15 protein-coding genes are annotated in these 18,867 nt (G+C 44.3%); 6 read left to right on the top strand and 9 right to left on the bottom strand.

Annotated features, from left to right (window positions below):
• The first annotated feature begins 133 nt into the window (after positions 1–133).
• Positions 134–1,309 (top strand): PepSY-associated TM helix domain-containing protein, encoded by a 1,176-nt coding sequence (locus JFC07_RS09415; RefSeq protein ID WP_320159304.1) that lies wholly within the window; start codon positions 134–136, stop codon positions 1,307–1,309.
• A 12-nt stretch (positions 1,310–1,321) separates the two neighbouring features.
• On the opposite strand, the gene JFC07_RS09410 is transcribed toward JFC07_RS09415, so the two are convergent.
• From JFC07_RS09410 to JFC07_RS09395, 4 genes are all read right to left on the bottom strand, one after another.
• A complete protein-coding gene (locus tag JFC07_RS09410) occupies positions 1,322–2,092 on the bottom strand; it encodes an iron ABC transporter ATP-binding protein (protein WP_191690451.1) in 771 nt (256 codons plus the stop codon).
• 52 nt (positions 2,093–2,144) lie between these two features.
• The gene (locus tag JFC07_RS09405; RefSeq protein WP_191690455.1) at positions 2,145–3,239 is read right to left on the bottom strand and encodes an iron chelate uptake ABC transporter family permease subunit; all 1,095 of its coding nucleotides are present in this window, start codon (positions 3,237–3,239) and stop codon (positions 2,145–2,147) included.
• A gap of 120 nt (positions 3,240–3,359) precedes the next feature.
• Positions 3,360–4,469 carry an ABC transporter permease gene (locus tag JFC07_RS09400; RefSeq protein ID WP_082894361.1) on the bottom strand — a complete coding sequence of 370 codons (1,110 nt, stop codon included), beginning with the start codon at positions 4,467–4,469 and terminating at the stop codon, positions 3,360–3,362.
• A gap of 96 nt (positions 4,470–4,565) precedes the next feature.
• Positions 4,566–5,621, bottom strand: coding sequence for a siderophore ABC transporter substrate-binding protein (locus tag JFC07_RS09395; protein WP_068407196.1), 1,056 nt, complete (start codon positions 5,619–5,621; stop codon positions 4,566–4,568).
• Positions 5,622–5,977: 356 nt separating this feature from the next.
• On the opposite strand from JFC07_RS09395, the gene JFC07_RS09390 reads away from it, so the two are divergent.
• The 3 genes from JFC07_RS09390 to JFC07_RS09380 all read left to right on the top strand — a co-directional run bounded on the left by JFC07_RS09390 (position 5,978) and on the right by JFC07_RS09380 (position 8,315).
• The gene (locus JFC07_RS09390) at positions 5,978–6,964 is read left to right on the top strand and encodes an energy transducer TonB (protein ID WP_068407193.1); all 987 of its coding nucleotides are present in this window, start codon (positions 5,978–5,980) and stop codon (positions 6,962–6,964) included.
• A 181-nt stretch (positions 6,965–7,145) separates the two neighbouring features.
• Positions 7,146–7,838 carry a MotA/TolQ/ExbB proton channel family protein gene (locus tag JFC07_RS09385; RefSeq protein WP_068407190.1) on the top strand — a complete coding sequence of 231 codons (693 nt, stop codon included), beginning with the start codon at positions 7,146–7,148 and terminating at the stop codon, positions 7,836–7,838.
• Between the two features lie 75 nt (positions 7,839–7,913).
• Positions 7,914–8,315: an ExbD/TolR family protein gene (locus JFC07_RS09380; RefSeq protein WP_068407187.1), complete on the top strand. Its 402-nt coding sequence runs from the start codon at positions 7,914–7,916 to the stop codon at positions 8,313–8,315.
• A 383-nt stretch (positions 8,316–8,698) separates the two neighbouring features.
• On the opposite strand, the gene JFC07_RS09375 is transcribed toward JFC07_RS09380, so the two are convergent.
• On the bottom strand, positions 8,699–9,238 hold the full coding sequence (locus JFC07_RS09375; RefSeq protein ID WP_068407184.1) for a DUF2799 domain-containing protein: 540 nt from the start codon (positions 9,236–9,238) through the stop codon (positions 8,699–8,701).
• A gap of 340 nt (positions 9,239–9,578) precedes the next feature.
• Between JFC07_RS09375 and JFC07_RS09370 the strand changes: the two genes are divergently transcribed.
• Together JFC07_RS09370 and topA are read left to right on the top strand one after the other, a co-directional pair.
• Positions 9,579–10,136, top strand: coding sequence for a hypothetical protein (locus JFC07_RS09370; protein ID WP_193032204.1), 558 nt, complete (start codon positions 9,579–9,581; stop codon positions 10,134–10,136).
• 281 nt (positions 10,137–10,417) lie between these two features.
• A complete protein-coding gene (gene topA / locus JFC07_RS09365) occupies positions 10,418–13,084 on the top strand; it encodes a type I DNA topoisomerase (RefSeq protein ID WP_068407179.1) in 2,667 nt (888 codons plus the stop codon).
• A gap of 82 nt (positions 13,085–13,166) precedes the next feature.
• Here topA and JFC07_RS09360 read toward each other — a convergent pair whose 3' ends face one another.
• The 4 genes from JFC07_RS09360 to lon form a co-directional block, all read right to left on the bottom strand.
• Positions 13,167–13,724 carry a superoxide dismutase family protein gene (locus JFC07_RS09360; protein WP_068407176.1) on the bottom strand — a complete coding sequence of 186 codons (558 nt, stop codon included), beginning with the start codon at positions 13,722–13,724 and terminating at the stop codon, positions 13,167–13,169.
• 170 nt (positions 13,725–13,894) lie between these two features.
• Complete coding sequence (locus JFC07_RS09355) at positions 13,895–15,001, bottom strand: META domain-containing protein (protein ID WP_068407173.1); 1,107 nt, start codon at positions 14,999–15,001, stop codon at positions 13,895–13,897.
• Positions 15,002–15,040: 39 nt separating this feature from the next.
• Positions 15,041–16,123, bottom strand: coding sequence for an META domain-containing protein (locus tag JFC07_RS09350; RefSeq protein WP_068407171.1), 1,083 nt, complete (start codon positions 16,121–16,123; stop codon positions 15,041–15,043).
• Between the two features lie 144 nt (positions 16,124–16,267).
• Positions 16,268–18,865 (bottom strand): endopeptidase La, encoded by a 2,598-nt coding sequence (lon, locus tag JFC07_RS09345; RefSeq protein ID WP_156508525.1) that lies wholly within the window; start codon positions 18,863–18,865, stop codon positions 16,268–16,270.
• Between the last annotated feature and the right edge of the window lie 2 nt (positions 18,866–18,867).

The following is an 18,867-nucleotide window of genomic DNA, read 5'->3' as shown; positions in this document are numbered from 1 at the left end:
TGGCAGCCTCCCCAATACTAACCAGTTTCCCCATAACTTGCTCTCTATATTATAGTATAATCTATCTATTATAGTAATAAATAGGTAGGTTTGTATATATTTTATTTAACTGTTTGCAACCCTGCACGATAAGGTGGTCGCCGCCTATCCAGAGTACAATTTTTCTAGTATGCCAACGTCATTAAAAGCGGATAAATCTGCGGTATTTTCAGTCGATAGAGTCCGAGGTCAAAGCGCTAAAAATCAGCCCAAAGCGCCGTTTCAAGAGGTTTATATAAATCCTTATAATGGCGATATATTAGGGACGCGTGATAAAGATGAATGGGCGTGGCGCAATACTATGTGGAAGGTGTTTTGGCTGCACCGTGATTTATTGCTCGGTAATTTTGGTAAGCTGCTGCTAGGTTTGATTGCCCTTATTTGGACGATTAACTGCTTTATTGGCTTTTACTTGACCTTTCCTAGAGCTATTAACGGTAAAAAAGCATTGCAGAAAACTGTACCTAAAACTACGCCTAAAAAACGTGCGTCTTTTATTAAGCGCTGGCTACCGGCGTGGAAAATCCGCCGCAAAACTAATACCTTTAAGCTCAATTATGATTTGCATCACGCTTTTGGTTTATGGTTGTGGCTGATGCTATTTGTCATTGCGTGGTCGAGTGTCGGTTTTAATTTAAAATCGGTGTATCAACCCGTGATGCAAGCAGTGGTTGGGTTTGAAGGTAGAGAGGGTAAAAGAGAAGAAAAAGGCAAGTCAAAGACAACAGATAAATCGAGCGAGCAGGCTATGTCAGCCGTTGCACCAATGAGCACTGAAACGGGTAGTAATACCTTTGTTAATAAAGCGAATAGTATTGCGTATTTAACTGAGCAAGCGCATATTGCTGCGCAAAAAAATGGCGTAACCGTACAGCAGACATTGGGTATCCGCAGGCTTACAGAGGAGGGGCAATGGCAAATGCGTTTTAAAACCGACAAAGATGTCGGCACTCACGGTGGTGCCTCGTCTATCACAGTGTCTGCGGCGACTGGCAAAGTTGAAAAGGTTAATTTCGGTTATCAAAGCGCATTTGGTAATAAAATCGACCAATGGTGCTCAACCTTACATATGGGACATATTGGACAGGGTAACGCTCATTTACTGTATCAAATATTTTTAGCAATGATAGGGTTGGCCGTGGCAGTTTTGTCCGCTACCGGTGTGTATTTATGGGTCAAAGCTCGTCAAAGCCGATTAAAGCAAAAATTGACCATTAAAAATAAATTTTCAAACCATTACGGAAAACTAGCTATTAAAAAACAGTTATAAAACACCCCGTACTTAAACCGTATCGACAATCACGGGTCGGCCTTGATGGTTAAGGACAGTCACATCGACTTTGTATAGCTCTTTCATGGTTTCATGCGTGAGTACATCAACAGGCGCACCGGTTGCCAGTACGCGACCCTCTTTCATCGTCACTACCGTATCGGCAAATTGCGCCGCTTGATTGATGTCGTGCAAGACAATCACCACGGTTTTTTGCTCAGTATGACTCAATTCGCGCAGCTCACGCATCAGACGGCCAGCATGGTACATATCTAGATTGTTGAGCGGTTCATCAAGGAGTAGGTACGGTGTATCTTGGCAGACAATCATCGCAATCAGCACGCGTTGACGCTGACCGCCAGAGAGCGTCGATAAAAAGCGCTCGGCTAACGGCTCAAGCTCAAAGCGTTCGATAATTTCCTGCACTTTTTGCTGATCATCAGCCGTTGGTTGTCCTTGATGATAAGGATAGCGCCCAAACATCAGCAGCTCATGCACACGCAACCGACCTTGTACTTGGTTGTCTTGCCCAAGCATGGCTACGGTCTTAGACAGCGTTCGTGCATGACAGCTGACAATGTCATGCTCCTCATTCCCTATAACGAAACTGACCTGCCCTGATTGTAGCGGTTGCAAGCGCGCCATCACCGAAAACAGCGTCGATTTACCCGCACCATTTGGTCCTATTAAGGCAATCACTTGCGAGGGCGGTAAAGACAGGCTAATGTCATGCAGGATTTGCTGTCTGCCAATATGGTGGGAAACATTATTTATTTTAATCATAGCAGTTCTTGTTTTTAGAAAAATTTAACCGTTGCGTTTTAAAAAGTCATCATTAGCGGCGATAGGTCATAAATATGAGTAATAAAAATACCAAGCCGCCTGCCAATTCAATCACTACTGACAATACACCCGCCATGCCGAGTACTTGCTCAAATATAGTTTGACCGAGGACCAAGCAAATCATCGCCACCAAGCTGACCAATATCAGACGCTCACTGTGATACATATGGCGCGCGATACGATTGGTCAAGGCGCAGACCAGTAAGCCAAAAAAAGTTACCGGACCGACCAAGGCGGTTGCCGTAGCGACTAATACCGCAATGACCGTTAATAGCCCAAAGGCGAGGCGTTGATAGTTGATACCAAGGTTAATTGCTTGTGGTTTGCCCAGCATCAAGACATCGCATTGATAGCGCCAGCGCCAGATAAATAGCGCACTGATGACGCAAATAACAAAGCTAATGCCCAAAAGCTGCGGATTGACCGTATTAAACTGCGCGTAACTGGCCGATTGGACTACCACGAAGTCATCGGGGTTAATGAGCCGTGCAACTAGCGCTGATAAGCTGCGAAACAACACGCCAAAGATAACGCCTACCAGTATCAGCCGCGTTAAATCCTGACTGCTTTTTGAAAACAACAGTCGAAACAACAATAACGACGCGCCAAACATGAGGACGATTTCAAGGGTAAATTTGGTAATGGGGTTGATGCTGGTAAAACTAATGGCGCCTAAAAAGAACACCAATAAGCTTTGTAATAACACATACAGTGAGTCAAAGCCCAATAAGGAGGGTGTCAAAATAGGATTGTGGGTCAAGGTTTGAAAGAGCAGGGTTGATACGCCGATGGCATAACCGACGACCATTAGCGCCAGTAATTTTTTACCCCGTAATGGCAGGGCAAAGTCCCAATAGCCGTTGACGTTAAGTGTCAAAAACAGCGTCATCGAGATAAGTAAAATAATCGCGGCAATGGATTTTGGATGACCAGCGATAAAGGTCCAAAGTTTTGCTAAAAGGTTTTGACGACAAGTATCTTCAAGGCTGTCATTGTCTAAAGTAGCATTTGCTAGAGCGCTCTTTTTTGCCGAGCCAGTCTTGGTAGAATTGTCGTTTATAAAGTTATGCTTAGACGATGAGAACATGAATAAATCCTACTATGCTACCTTCAATAGTAACAACGCCAAGCTTATCTAATCAGACAACAGGACGAATAAATTAAGAAAAGTGTTAACAATCAGGCAGCGACAAGATTGCGCTAGGGCTTATTGCTCAGCAGGCGCACGTAATAACAACCATAAAAATATCACCGTGCCGACCACACCAAAAACTGTCGCCACAGGCACTTCAAAAGGATAACGAATGGAGCGCCCGATAATATCACAAAGTAGCACGGCTGATGCGCCCAAGAGCGCGACTGCGGGCAAGCTGCGACGTAATTTATCGCCCATAATGCGGCTAACGATATTGGGTACGACCAAACCGATAAAGGGAATCATACCAACGGTTACGACGACGACAGCGCTCATCATCGCCACCATGCCAACACCAAGCCACGTCACTTGTCGTTTACTAATCCCCAAGTTTAGCGCGATATTATCGCCTAAACCGACGATGGTCAGTTTATCGGCGATAATATAAGCCAGCACGCATAGTGCGCCCGTCAACCAAAGCAATTCGTAACGTCCAGCTAATACCGAAGAGAAGTCGCCAAATTGCCAAACGCTGAGCATCTGTAGTGATTCCGTTTGGTAGGCGATAAAAGTGGTTATCGCCTCGATAATGCCACCAAAGACAATACCGATCAGTGGAATCATCAAAAAATCCGTCGGCGGAACGCGATGTATCAGCAGCATAAAGAGCATCATGCCCGCGACTGCCGCAATAGTTGCGACACCCATTTTGACCAGTAGCGCGCTGGCTGGGAACAATAAACTGACTACCAGTAATCCCAATGCGGCGCTTTGGGTTGCCCCAACCATCGAGGGTTCCACGAAGCGGTTTTTCAGCACCACTTGAATAATCATCCCAGCCACCGCCATCGCGATACCCGTCAAAATAATGGCAACGGTGCGCGGAATACGGCTCACTAACATTAATGAACTATCAGAGTTGGCGCTTTGACTGATAAGGCTTTGCAAAATACCTGACCACGAAAAATCTGCTACACCAATGGATAAGCTTAACAACACCAAAAGCCCCATAATAATGAGGCTGGCTGTGTTTATTAACCACGGCGGTATCGCAGCGCGGCGCTGTTTATCACGGGCGTAGCGGCTGCCACTACTTGCACTCGGCTGCCAGCTTGATGGCGCAGCTGGCAGAGTAGAGCTGGTTTTAACGCTGACTTGAGCACGAGGTGAAAATAATGGCATAACGGCTACTGGCTTACGAATAGAGTGTGAAAAATTTTATGGATAGCAACTGTCATAAGCAACAGCTGCTACTTGTATTTTGTGTAGCGTCAAAATTTATTTTGCCTTAGTAAAGGCGTTTTTAATCGTCGTTAAATCCTGTAGCCACTGATAATAACCACCAAAGGCTAAGTAAGAGTCTGGGCTTAGATACACTACCTGGGCTTTATCCCACGCAGTGGTTTGCGCCACCAGTGGGTTGTCCAATACGGCTTTGGCACCCGCACCATCTTCACCGATTGCAGCGCTACGATCGACGACGAACAACCAATCTGGATTGGTCTTTTGTATGTATTCAAATGAGATAGGCTGACCGTGACGCGCATCAGTGATTTTATCATCTGCCATTGGAATATCTAATACGCTGTGAATAAAACCATAACGCGACTTATCACCATAGGCTGACAGCTTATTGCCATTGACCATAACCACCAAGCCTTTGCCTTTATTTTCTTTGGTTAAGGCTTTGGTCTCGTCAATCAGCGTGTCAATATTGCCTTGCAATTTCACTGCTTGATCGCTTTTGCCAAATAACGCACCCAAATCGTGTAAGCGCTGCTTGCTTGACTCATAGATATTTGCCGTATCAATGCTCATATCCAGCGTGGGTGCGATACTCGATAGCTCATTGTATTTTTCTGCCATACGCGAGCCGATCAAAATTGCTTGCGGCTGCATGGCGTTCAACGCTTCAAGATCAGGCTCAAATACCGTGCCGACTTCTTTAGGATCAGGATGTACTTTTGACTGTAAGTTATCTAAATGTAGCCCACTTGGCATACCGTCAACCGCTACGTCAAGCGCCGCCAAATCTTGCATCAAGGTCATATCATAAACGACCAATGGTGATGGATTCATGGCCAAATCGACTTTACCTTTTACCGTATCAACTGCGATGGTCGCAACAGAAACGTTGTCATTTTCAGCCACATTCGAGGCCGCATCAGCCGTTTGGTTTTCAGCTTTGGTTTCTGTTATCTCATTATCACTTGAATCAGGCGAACTACAACCTGCTAAGCCAACACTAGCAATGAACGCGGTCATCATGGCGGTCAATAATGGACGTTTAACAAGGAGGCTTGCGGTACGATTAGAACATAAAGTAGTAGTCATAAATAACTCGGTATATCAAAGGTTTGGTTGGTATTGTTATAAGAATGCTAAAAAAACAGCAGAATAATGATAAAAAATAGCGGCTTTATAATTAAAGTTTTACGATCATTTGCTATTTTTACTATAAAAACAATTGCCATGATAAAGTAATTGAGACTTATTATCAATATTAACGATAATGGTTTTTATTAACTGACTTTTCATTCATTAAATTTTTAGTTTTAAACAACTTTGCTCAAGAACTTTGCTTAAGATAGGCAGTAAAAAAATGGAGAGATTAATAATTTACTATTGATAATAGTTATCGTTTGCATTATTATCTACGCTATTCTATAACGGTTAAATGTTAGGGTGTTATGAGTTCAACGGATTTAGAGGCGCCACCACTTAGATTGATACTTATCGCTATTATTTTAGTGGTCGGGCTACACCTGCTTACCGCAATCGCTTTGGTGATCATCAAAGCGCCTATGCTTAAAGATGAGCCCATTAAAGAGACGCCGCCGCTTGAAATCCAAATGGTCACATTACCTACTCAACCCATCGAAAACGTGGTTACTGAGGTAGAGGAAGTGCCGCAAAGTAAAGCTGAATCTATACCAACGCCTAAACCCGAACCCAAGCCTGAACCAAAAACGCAACAAAAAATGAAAGCGGTTACGCCAGTAGATCCAGTAGTAAGAGAAGAAGAACCAATCGTTCAGAAAGAAAAACCTGTACAGACGCCGCCTATAAAAGAACTACCTGTAAAGAAAAAAATAGAAGACAAGCCACCAGTTATTGATAAGTCAGTCGCTGACGAACAGCGCCGTATAATAGCTGCGCAGGCAGAAAAGGCAGCGCAACAAGCGGAAAGACAAGCGCAAGCAAAAGCGCTGCAAGAAGCGCAGGCGCAAGCGGCTCGTGACGCTCAAGCGCAGGCAGACGCCAATGCCGCTAGAGAGGCGGCGCAAAAAGCAGCGCAGGCAAAGGCTGAAAGAGAAGCAGAAGCCGCTGCTCGAGCAAAAGCAGAGGCTGCAGCCAAAGCTGCGGCTGCGGCAAGTAATGAGCCTGTCAATTTTACCGCCAGTGCTGCGAACTGGGCATCGGCGCCAAACTTTAGCTTCCCAGACCGCGCCGCTCGCCGCGCCCGTTCGGGAGATACGCTCAACGTGGTGTTGGTATTAAGAGTCAATAAACAAGGTGGTATCGATAGCGTACGTGTGGCCCAATCGTCAGGAAATCCGCTGTTAGATAAAGAAGCACAGCGCCAAGTGCGTTCAGGTAAATTCAAGCCCTTTACCAAAAACGGCGCGCCAGTGGTCGGTAATGTCACCCTGCCAATTGCCTATGCGGTTCCTTAAATATAAAAGACTGGGTGTAGAAAAGCGCATTTATACAAGCAGATATAAAACAACCGACACATACAAAATATAGTGAAACACAGCGAAATATAGCAACGAGGTACGAAAATAGATATCAAAACTCGTACTGCTAACAATCATAAAATGACAAGTAACGACATCCCACATTAAGGAGTCTGATATGGACTTTACAACCTACTGGCAATATAGCGATATGGTGACCAGAACCTTATTCTTTTTGCTTCTTGTTTTATCTATTGCCTCTTGGGTGACGGGTATCATTCGCATATTGCAAAGTCGCAAACTGGCAGCTAGCGTCGCCGATGATTTGAGTGCGCAGATTCATAGTAAGCAGGTCAGTTTGGTTGAAAGCGATGCCGCGTCTCGACGTTTGGTGATTGAGCAGACGTTACTCAAGCACATCGGTCGCTATCGTTTTGCCAGTGAGCGCGGTTTGCCGATACTTGGTACGACAGCAGCAATCGCGCCGTTTATCGGTCTGTTTGGCACGGTCTGGGGTATTTTCCATGCGCTGCATAATATCGGTGTCAGTGGTCAGGCAGGATTAGGACAAGTCGCAGGACCTGTCGGTGAGGCTCTTATTATGACTGGTTTAGGGATTGCTGTTGCGATTCCGGCGGTGGTGTTTTATAACCTTGCGATACGTATCAATCGCCGCGTCATGTATCACGCCAATGATAGAGCGCATGATTTATTGGCACAATCTAGCGAGCTTGCTGCAGTGCAACAAGCGCCAATTCAAAAGCCAGCAGTCCAACGTGATACTACTAATCAAGTAACGCAGTTAACGAAGCAGTCAAATGCAGATAAACAAGCTGAGCATTATCATAAATCCGCACCATCGCAGTTGTAGTGATGGTTCAGTAGAGATAATAAGCCAAAAAAGCACGAGCAGCAAAGACGACAATTAACGGTATTGAGAACAATTATGGCATTTCAATTGGGTGACGATGACAGTCAAAGCATGAATGAGATGAATCTTATTCCGCTTATCGATATCATGCTGGTATTGATGATTATCTTTTTATTGACAGCGACCGTACTGAATCCAACGGTGCCATTGGATTTACCGAAAACCAGTGCCGAGGTCAATGAAACACCGCCCGAGGCGATTCAAATTAGCATCGATAAAGATGCAGGTTTGTTTTGGGATGACAAGCCTATCAGTATAGAAGCATTAGAAGTGCGTCTGCAAGAACAGTCGGCGAATGGCAAGGATCCTTCTATCCAGCTGCGTGCCGATAAAGAAAGTAGGTATGATACCGTGGCGCAAGTATTAGCGGCAGCCAGTCAAGCAGGATTAACGAAGGTGGCTTTTGTTAACGAGTAAGGTTTAAACGACTGATTAATACAGTTGAGCAGTAAAAATAGTTTTTAAAACAATAAGCTAGCAAGATAAATAAGTAAGCTTAGTAATAAGAAAATAACCACGACAATAACAAGAATAATTAAAATAATAAACTTTCTCTCCCGCCTCGCTTGGGCAACCTTGCGAGGTTATCTTTTTTTAGCAACCCTTCAATTTAGTAGATTGTATGGCATTCGGTGGGTCATATAGTGAGTGAAAAGTAATATCGATACATCACGCGCTGCTGATATCAATTTTTCTTGTTTGCTATGCCTACGCAGACAGAGGCTACAAAAAATTGATATCAGCAATACCGTCGCGTTTTCAGGATATTTTGACTATATAGCGGGCATTAATCATAGTAATTACCAAGCATAACCAAACGGGCGATAACCATAGCCAAAGCGTCCAGGTCCATAACCGAATGGATACGGCGAGCGCAGATAATCAAGGTCGCGCTGACGCATATAATAGTAGCGTCCTTGTGCGTAGGCTTCCTCAAGTTTTTCGATGCCTTCGAGTGGACAGACAGGCTGCCAATCATAACCTTCGCGGCCAAGTTTATAAGCATTGAGCTCGGTACAGTAGTTTTTTAGACCTTGCTGGCGACCTTGCTCCCACAATACGCGGTTTGGCGTTGCGCCAACGACACTTGCGCATTGATTGGTATAATTGCCAAAGTAAGCCCCCGAGCGCCCGAGAAGTCCATCGACATAGCCGACTTCTTGCCAATTGCTATTTTGGCATTGCTCGGGCGTCAGACTTTGGGTGGTCGCGCAGCCCGATAAAGTCAGTAAAGCTACGCCTACTAGCGAGATGGTCAGCCCAGATTTACCCATAAGTTTGGTGACAATTTTATTTACTGATGCAGCAGTCGATGAGTTTTGTTTAATAAGATAATTCATAATAAACCTGCGCGCGTTTAAAATTATGGTTTATCATAGCACCTTTTTAGGCGACCAACTTTTTGCATCTTGTTATCGAATCAGTGGTTTTATGTACTAAGTATTTGATATGCCACTATAAATAGCAAGGCGTTGGTAAATGTCAGGTGTGCCTAGCAACTAGCCCTTTATAGAAGATAGTATTTACGAGCGTTTGTTTTTTAAAGGTTTACGCTCATTATAAGCGACTAGATAGTCGCCGTTTATATTTAAGCTGTTATATAAAGAGCCACGCTGATAGATTATTCAGCACGTTTTAATCACTAGCACACCATTAATTTTGTTAAAAGGTCAGACTGTTATGGGAATGTGGATTGCGATCGCCATTGTACTATTTGTATTAGGGAGTATGATGGCGCTCAAACCTAGCGGTATCGACCAGCGTTTGGATAAGCTGCGTATGACGGCGCGCCGTTTGCAGCTCAATCCCAAGTTAGTTACTTGCCCTGATTGGGTAAAAGGCCGTGACAATGAGTATGGTCGCGGCATGATTGGGCAATATGGTTTGGTGCTCGATAATGTCAAGCTGCCATTAACTCGCTATCAGGTGTTAGATGGACAATGGCGTCCGGCAAGTAACGCCAGCAGTAGTGATAACAATAGCAGCGACAATAAAAGCTTACCCGTACAAGCCAATTTTAGCTTGGATAAAGAACCTTTAGCGCTGCCAGCCAGCATCGAGCCATTTGTGAAAGCGTTATTGGTGAAGTCGAATAGCATTGTTATTTATTGGGAAGATATTGCTTATGTGCGTCCGGCGACCAATCCTGCTTATCAGCAGCAAACGATTGAAAGCGACTTATTAATCATGAAAGAGAACCTTGAGAAATGGGCATTACAGATGCAAAAGTCGGCATAAAAAACGCACGGTGCTAGTAAAAAATTTTTTCGTCTCCATAAAGAGGCAATATGCAAGTCCTTTTGGCAAACTCTCAGTCATTTTAAGTTGACAGCTTAACGCTTTGCAGTGTAACGTCTTTATAACTGTATCTATGCGTTATGGTTATTGTTTGTTTTATAACCGTTTTTATCGGCCGCCATTACTACAATAATTCGCTGAGCCATTATAACTAACTATTATAAATTGCCAGCTGCCGAGTTTATCCTTATTTTAATTTACTTATTATGGTGTCGTCACTTATGGCAAAAACCGCAACCAAAAAAAGCCCAGCCACGGCAAAAGACCAACCCAAAGGCAAGTCTTTGGTGATTGTTGAATCACCCGCCAAGGCAAAAACCATTAACAAATACTTAGGCGACGACTTTATCGTGCGCTCAAGTATCGGTCATGTCCGTGATTTGCCAGTGGGCGCGAGCAAAAGCGCGAAAAAGCCAGCCGCGAGTAAAAAAGATGATAGCCTGAGCAAAGAAGAAAAAACCCAGCAGGCATTGGTACGGCGCATGGGCGTCGACCCAGAACATGACTGGGCGGCTGTCTATGAGGTATTGCCCAATAAAACCAAGGTTATTAAAGAGCTTAAAGCCTTAGCCAAAGACGCTGACAAAATCTATCTGGCGACGGATATGGATAGAGAAGGGGAAGCGATTGCTTGGCATCTCAAAGAAGTCATCGGCGGCGCAGACAGTAAATATGAGCGCGTGGTCTTTAATGAGATTACCAAATCCGCCATTCAAAATGCCTTTAAACAGCCCTCAAAGCTCGATATTGACCGCGTGAACGCGCAGCAAGCGCGGCGCTTTTTAGACCGCGTCGTTGGTTTTATGGTATCGCCGCTACTTTGGCAAAAAGTCGCTCGCGGTCTGTCAGCTGGTCGCGTGCAGTCGGTCGCCATGCGTTTGGTCGTCGAGCGTGAGCATGAGATTCGCGCCTTTATTCCAGAAGAATACTGGCAGATTCACGCCGATACTCATGTTGCTGATAGTAAAGCCAAGAAAGCGGCAGACGCTGAGCACATTGCGATTCGTCTAGAGGCAACCAAGCAAGACGGCAAAACGCTAAAGCTTGTTAATAAAGAGCAGACCGATAAAGTCCTAGAAGTTCTTAATTCAAACGACTTTATCGTGAAAGAGCGCGAAGAGAAGCCAACGCAGTCGCGTCCGAGTGCGCCGTTTATCACCTCGACATTGCAGCAAGCTGCCAGTACGCGCTTGGGCTTTTCAGTTAAGAAAACCATGATTTTGGCGCAGCGTTTATACGAAGCTGGTCATATTACTTATATGCGTACCGATTCGACTTTCTTGTCTGGTGATGCATTAGCCGCCGTACGTGGCTATATCGAAGACAGTTATGGCAACAAATACGTGCCAGAAAAGCCAAACTTCTATGGCAATAAGCAAGGCGCACAAGAGGCGCATGAGGCGATTCGTCCGTCTAACGTCAATATGAAATCGACGCAGTTAAAAGGCGTTGAGCGTGATGCCATTCGTCTATATGAGCTGATTTGGCGTCAGTTTGTCGCTTGTCAGATGACGCCTGCGAAATACTTATCCGTGAATCTATTTGTCGCTGCCGGCGATGTCGAGCTAAAAGCACGCGGTCGCACCCTAGTGTTTGATGGCTTTACTAAAGTCATGCCACCAGCGAAGACTGACGATACTTTATTACCTGATGTCAAACAAGGTGATAAGTTAACGCTCGATAAGCTCGATCCGAGTCAACACTTTACCAAGCCGCCACCGCGTTACACAGAGGCAAGCCTTGTCAAAGAGCTTGAGAAAAAAGGCATCGGTCGACCTTCGACTTATGCGTCTATCATCTCAACCATTCAAGATCGCGGTTACGTGAAGCTTGAAAACAAACGTTTATTTGCTGAAAAAATGGGCGATATCGTCACCGACAGATTGACCGCCAGTTTCCCAGATTTGATGGATTATACCTTTACCGCTGCGCTAGAAGACAAGCTTGACCATGTTGCTGAAGGTGATACCGACTGGAAAGATGTCCTCGATAACTTTTATGGCGACTTTAAAAAGACTCTAGATCGTGCCAAAGAAAAAGATGGTATGCGTCCGAATGATCCAACCGATGTGCCAGACGTCCATTGCGATATTTGCGATCGTCCGATGCAACTACGTACCGGCTCAACGGGTGTATTCTTAGGCTGTACTGGCTATAATTTACCGCCAAAAGAGCGCTGCAAAGGTACCAAGAACTTGATGCCAGTCGAAGCGTTTGCCAATCTTGATGATGGCGACAGCGATGATGAAGCAGCCGAAGTTAAAGATTTGATGGAGAAAAAACGCTGTCCGAAATGCGGAACGGCGATGAATGGCTATATCGTCGATGGTGGTCTAAAGCTGCACATCTGTGGTAATAATCCTGATTGCGACGGCTATATCCTAGAAGAAGGTAAGTTTGAAGTACCGGGTTCAGATGCGCCAACCATCGACTGTGATAAATGCGATGGACAGATGGAACTAAAAACCGGACGTTTTGGGCCATACTTTGCTTGTCAGAAATGTGATAACACGCGTAAAGTGCTTAAAACTGGTGAAGCGGCACCGCCGCGTATGGAGCCTATCCATCTGCCGGAGCTAAAATCGACCAAACATGATGATTACTTTATCTTGCGTGAAGGGGCGGCTGGGATGTTCTTAGCTGCGTCTAAATTCCCAAAAGTACGCGAAACCCGTCCACCAAAGCTGGCTGAGTTACGCGAAATCAAAGATAAAATGGAAGATAAATTCCAGTATCTGTTTGCAGGTCCAGATGAGGATCCAGATGGCAATCCAACCATTCTACGTTGGTCACGGAAGAAAAAAGAGCAGTATATTGGCTCTGAGAAAAACGGCAAAGCCACCCGTTGGGGCGTGTACTGGCGTAATGGCGAGTGGGTAGAAGAGTAAACCTCTTTAATCACCTTATCTTTAAACCATAAAAAACCTCTTAGATAATCTAAGAGGTTTTTTGCTATTAACTTTTGGGCTATCAGTTCTTTTCGATGATACCGCAAGCAACGCGATCGCCTGCGTTACCAGCAGGCTGGCTCTTATAATCATCAGCACCGCTATGGACGATAAAGGCTAGACGGTTAACACTGTATTTACCTGCATCAGCGGCAGAGATTTTCTTATTCACATAGTTGATAGTAGCAACGCCATTCGCATCGGCGGTTAAGTTCGGCAAGTCGCCCGCATGACCATTCATATCATCAGGATGAGAATGCGGTTTTTTATCTGGATTAAAGTGACCACCAGCCGCTTTACCCATATCGCCGCAGCTACCCGTTTCATGAATGTGCAATGCCACAGTTTTACCAGGCTGCAGGTTCATGAGCTTACCATAAACTTGGACACCGCCATCTACTGGGCGTAGGAATACTTGACCCACTTCATTTTTATTACCAGCGACTGCATTGATCGTAGATTTTAACGCAGGTTGGTTAAGTGGATTGCCCGTTTGCATTTGACCTTTGACGGTTTGGCAACCTGTCATCGCTAGAGCTGAACCACATAACAGGGCACTTGCAAGCATCGTCTTATTCATTATTATCTCCATTTATATTTATTTGTTGTGATGAATGTCTATTGTTTTATTAAAATACTCAAACATTGCTTAATGTCGCAATCAGTATAGCCAAGGTTTAAATATAACTATTCATTAAATGCGCAACAATCGGTTAATAAATGTAAATAACGTATGCGTTTGAAAAAGGTTTACAGCGTTTTCTTTACTTCGTTTTGCCAAACTAAGGTTTCGCCTGTTGCCATCGTTTGCAATAAATTATAACGAGGCATATCGGTCTGATTATCTGCTGTTGGCGATGTTGGCTGTGAGGGTTGTAAGCTTAATGTTAGCTGACTGCTGCTATCACGCATCAAATCAAACAAAGCGGACTCGATTCTATTGCCTGTCTCACCGCAGCCCATTACAGTACTAATAATAGTGCCGACTTTGAAAGTATTATCATTGAGTAAAAAATAAGGCGCGCGCGCGCCGTTACAGCCTGAGCTAAAGGATGCGTACTGATTGTTAGGCCAACTTTCAAAGCTCGCTGAAATAGGATGATCTGGGTGATAAAAATTGCCCAAAGGTTTTCTAGTTAATTCCCCTTTTGCATCATAAGTATTACTGACGGCACTCACCAGCGTCCAATGATACTGCTCTAATAACTCGTTAGTAATGGGCAATCCAGCGGGAGTTGCCAATGCTTTAGTTGAACCTATAAAAATTAAGCGATTACCATTTTCGATATTAAGTGCCAAACGTTTAGGGGCAGCTTGTATAGCGACTGGCGCTGATTGTGATGCTAAATGTGAAGTTGGCAATAACTCAAAATTAAGCCTAACAGGTGCGTACTTAACAAATAACGATTGAATACTATTATCCTCTTTAATTGCAGTATCAGTATTATTGTCGTCATGACAAGTTGTGGGTACTTTAGTAAGATGAGAATAATAGGGATAAGGCGGCGCGGACAGCGCATGAAAATCCATTCTATAATGCTCACAGCCTTGATGCAGACTTATTGAACTGGGTTCTATTGCTAAGGTAATCGGTGCAAAATTTTCGATATCGGCTATGTTACCGTTTTGATGAATTACTTGCGCCAATTGCCAGTCATAATGAGCTACCCATTGCATTACTTGTGATTCTTTAATTACTATCTGGTCAGTAAAGTTAGATTTATCTTTAGTAATAGGTGTGTTGACGATAGTGGTCTGCTGGGTACTATTCAATGGCGCAGACTGGCAACCCATTAATCCCACTGCTACAGACAAGCTGATAATAGTTAATGAGCGCTTTATAGTTGGCAGCAGCATTGTAAAATCCTTTTTAAAAAATATGAAAATGAATAGAGGCTAAGGTGTTTTCTTTACTTCGTTTTTCCAAATGAGGGTTTCACCTGTTTCGAGTTTTTGCGTCAGTAGATAATAGGGTAAGCTTGAGGAGTCGAGATTCGTATTTGCTAATCTTTGTAAGATTAATTGGCTTTTGCTTAACTGTTCAAGCTCACGAATTTTATCTTCAGCAGCTTCACGTTTAGGACTACATCCCATCATAGTTTGCGGGCTTGAACCAATCAACAATTTATTGTCAGGCGTCAAAATGTAAGAACCACCAACACCATTACAATCAGAGCTAAAGCCAACGTGATGCTCATCGTTATATAGTGGGTAAGCAAAGTAGGCAGTCACTGGAAAATCTGGACGACTAAGCTCAATGATGGTGTTTTTATTGCTATCGACCGCGCTTACTAGTCGCCATTGATATTCTTTTAGAAACTCATAAGTAATGGGTAGTCCCGTTACTGGTCGTAAGGTCTTAAGTGTACCTTCAAATATGAGCTGCTTGTCCTGAACATTTAAGATCAGCTCATAAGACGTTGGTTTTTTTGGAGTAAGTTTATTCAAAAATGAAAACGGTTTTGATTTTGTTTGTGTAGATGGTGAAGTGATTCTAAGGTTAAAACGTCCTCTGCCATATTCAGGAAATAATTGTTCTAAATAGTGAAGGATATTGCTAGCTGCTTGTTTATCAGTTATTAAGCAAGAAGGCTGCGTAATGGTAGTTACGCCGTATGAGCTGTAAGTGTAATCTTGATAACCATCATGGTTTAAGCGGTAGCGCTGGCAGTCATATTTAAAAACTAAATTGCTCGGACGTACATCAAGCATTAACGGCGGCACGGTATCGACATCATTAACAATACCTTGATTGTCTATCCGGCGCACCAGCTTCCAATCAAAGCGATTGACACTTTCAACATTTATCACTTGCTCAGATAGTATGGGAGCAGAAGTGCTAAAGCCAGTCACCATTGAGTTAGCAGGTGTAGAATTATCTTTTGCAATATTAGACTGACAACCTATTAGCGCTGCCGGAAAAGAGATAGCGAGCAATAAGGATAGAATTAAGCGGTTTGAAATCAGATGGTTTAACATTATGGCTATTACAAAATAAACATTTGTTTAAAATATAGCACAGAGTTTTAGAGAGATTGTTTTTTATTATTGCCAAAAAAGAGCCGCCCATCATGACGATGAGCGGCTCTTTAATTTGTAAGACTGGATTAGTAACTAATCAGATTAGTTATGCAGCGCTTTGCCTGAGGTTTTATCAACCGTCACTTTGGCAGGTTTCAGCGGCACTGGCATACTGACCAATGCTACTTTTAATATCTCATCAATCGTCGCTACTGGCTGGATGGTCAATCCTTCTTTGACATTATCAGGGATATCGGCCAAGTCACGCTCGTTGGTCGCTGGAATCAAGACGTGCTTGATGCCACCGCGATGCGCAGCTAGCAGCTTCTCTTTGAGACCACCGATACGTAGGATTTTACCGCGCAAGGTAATCTCGCCTGTCATCGCAATATCTGGACGAATGGCAATGCCCGTCAAGGCAGAGACCAGCGCTGTCGTGAGCGCACCACCAGCCGATGGACCGTCTTTCGGGGTCGCGCCTTCTGGCATATGCACGTGGACGTCAGTAGTTTTAAAGGTCTCGTAATCAATCCCTAAGCTGTCACCGCGGGCACGTACTACGCTCATGGCAGCACGAATCGACTCTTTCATTACATCGCCGAGTGACCCTGTAAAGCTCAGCTCGCCTTTACCTTTCATCGCCACCGCTTCGATGGTTAATAGCTCGCCACCGACTTGTGTCCAAGCAAGCCCAGTCACGCGACCAATCTCAGGCTCTTCTTCTGCTAGACCGTAGTCGTACTGATGCACACCTAAATAGTCATCGATGTTTTTGTCATCGACTACTACCAGCTCACGTTCGGCTTTTTTCGGAGCACGTGCACCATGGGTTTCAACCGAACCGCGAACCACTTTACGGCAGATTTTATTGACTTCACGCTCAAGGTTACGCACACCTGCTTCACGCGTATAGCTACGCACGATGCTGTGCAATGCCGCTTCAACGATTTCAATTTCACCTTCTTTCAGGCCATTATTTTTAATCGCTTTTGGTACAAGGTATTTCTGCGCGATATTGACCTTTTCTTCTTCCGTATAACCCGGCAGACGAATGACTTCCATACGGTCAAGCAGGGCAGGTGGAATATCCATGCTGTTAGCGGTACAGATAAACATCACTTGCGATAAATCTAAGTCCATATCTAAATAATGGTCGTTAAAGGTATCGTTCTGTGAAGGGTCTAATACTTCAAGCAATGCTGACGCTGGATCGCCGCGGAAGTCTTGCGCCATTTTATCGATTTCGTCTAATAAGAATAGCGGGTTTTTAACTTCGACTTTCGCCAGTGATTGAACGATTTTACCTGGCATCGCACCGATATAAGTACGGCGATGACCACGGATTTCCGCTTCATCGCGGACGCCACCAAGTGCCATACGTACAAACTTACGACCCGTTGCGCGCGCAATTGACTCACCCAATGAGGTCTTACCGACACCCGGAGGACCGACTAAACAAAGAATCGGACCGCGCAGTTTTTTCACCCGCGATTGTACGGCAAGGTATTCTAAGATGCGGTCTTTCACATCTTGCAAGCCATAATGGTCTTCGTCTAAGACAGTTTTCGCTTTATCTAAATTGATAGACACTTTGGTCGTCGCATTCCACGGCGTATCCAAAATCCATTCAATATAGTTGCGCACCACTGATGATTCACTCGATGCAGGCGGCATCATTTTAAGTTTTTTCAGCTCTTGCTCGGCTTTTTTGCGCACATCTTCTGGCAAGTCAGCATCTTCTAAACGCTGCTCAAGCTCAGCCACATCATCTTCATCGAACGCGCCGTCATTCATATCTGACAGCTCGTTTTTGATGGCTTTCATCTTCTCGTTTAAGAAGTATTCGCGCTGATTGTCTTCCATTTGCTGACGAACGGCATCTTGGATATCTTGCTCGATATTTTGCTCAGCGCTTTGTTTAACGAGATATTCGGTCAAGGTATTGATGTGGGTTTTGATATCGTCTTCTTCTAAGAACGACTGCTTAATATCCAAATCCATCGACACGCGGGTTGAGATAAAATATACCAGCTCAAGCAAATCATCGATGCGTTTCGCCACGCGAGTTAGCTCACGAGCATTACGCAGACGAGCATCGGCATAGCCTTCAAATAACGTCGTTAAGGCTTGAATGGTGTTTTTTTGTTGGCTCTCACTCATGCTGATATCGAGATCAGCACGCGTAAAGCTTGCCATCAATAGCTCGTCGTGATTTTCAATATTATCAACGCGCGCACGGTATTGACCTTCGATCAATACTTTGATGCAATTTTCATCGCTATCATGCGGCATAGTGCTGACGATGCGGCACACCGTTCCGTACTGATACAAGTTATCTTGATCAATATCTTCGGTTAGCGAGTCTTTTTGCGCCACGACCAATACTTTATTGCCATACTCAGCTTGTGCCAATTCCACGGCTTTTACCGACGGCGCACGGCCGACAAATAAGGCAATTTGCATATGCGGATAAACAACCACATCACGCAATGCTAGTAGCGGCAGATAACTCTCTTCGCCATCTTTTGCCTTAACGTTTTCAGCTTCGATGTCTTCAGCGCTGTCTTGAATAGTTTCAGACGCCGAGACGTTTTCTAAGGTATCGTCAGATGAAGTATTTAGCGCCTTATCATCAGCAACGTTAGATGAAACGTCGACATCGATGTCGATATTGTCTTGGGCAATTTTATGTTCACTCATAT

It is taken from the genome of Psychrobacter faecalis (assembly GCF_016107575.1).
GTDB lineage: Bacteria > Pseudomonadota > Gammaproteobacteria > Pseudomonadales > Moraxellaceae > Psychrobacter > Psychrobacter faecalis.
Note: the sequence above shows the minus strand (reverse complement) of the source record. Positions and strands in the feature narration are given on the sequence as shown.

What these genes read in the sequence shown, in the direction of transcription:
- JFC07_RS09410 (WP_191690451.1), bottom strand. Translation starts at nt 2,092, where the DNA reads ATGATTAAAATAAATAATGTTTCCCACCATATTGGCAGACAGCAAATC.
- JFC07_RS09405 (WP_191690455.1), bottom strand. Translation starts at nt 3,239, where the DNA reads ATGTTCTCATCGTCTAAGCATAACTTTATAAACGACAATTCTACCAAG.
- JFC07_RS09400 (WP_082894361.1), bottom strand. Translation starts at nt 4,469, where the DNA reads ATGCCATTATTTTCACCTCGTGCTCAAGTCAGCGTTAAAACCAGCTCT.
- JFC07_RS09395 (WP_068407196.1), bottom strand. Translation starts at nt 5,621, where the DNA reads ATGACTACTACTTTATGTTCTAATCGTACCGCAAGCCTCCTTGTTAAA.
- JFC07_RS09390 (WP_068407193.1), top strand. Translation starts at nt 5,978, where the DNA reads ATGAGTTCAACGGATTTAGAGGCGCCACCACTTAGATTGATACTTATC.
- JFC07_RS09385 (WP_068407190.1), top strand. Translation starts at nt 7,146, where the DNA reads ATGGACTTTACAACCTACTGGCAATATAGCGATATGGTGACCAGAACC.
- JFC07_RS09380 (WP_068407187.1), top strand. Translation starts at nt 7,914, where the DNA reads ATGGCATTTCAATTGGGTGACGATGACAGTCAAAGCATGAATGAGATG.
- JFC07_RS09375 (WP_068407184.1), bottom strand. Translation starts at nt 9,238, where the DNA reads ATGAATTATCTTATTAAACAAAACTCATCGACTGCTGCATCAGTAAAT.
- JFC07_RS09370 (WP_193032204.1), top strand. Translation starts at nt 9,579, where the DNA reads ATGGGAATGTGGATTGCGATCGCCATTGTACTATTTGTATTAGGGAGT.
- topA (WP_068407179.1), top strand. Translation starts at nt 10,418, where the DNA reads ATGGCAAAAACCGCAACCAAAAAAAGCCCAGCCACGGCAAAAGACCAA.
- JFC07_RS09360 (WP_068407176.1), bottom strand. Translation starts at nt 13,724, where the DNA reads ATGAATAAGACGATGCTTGCAAGTGCCCTGTTATGTGGTTCAGCTCTA.
- JFC07_RS09355 (WP_068407173.1), bottom strand. Translation starts at nt 15,001, where the DNA reads ATGCTGCTGCCAACTATAAAGCGCTCATTAACTATTATCAGCTTGTCT.
- JFC07_RS09350 (WP_068407171.1), bottom strand. Translation starts at nt 16,123, where the DNA reads ATGTTAAACCATCTGATTTCAAACCGCTTAATTCTATCCTTATTGCTC.
- lon (WP_156508525.1), bottom strand. Translation starts at nt 18,865, where the DNA reads ATGAGTGAACATAAAATTGCCCAAGACAATATCGACATCGATGTCGAC.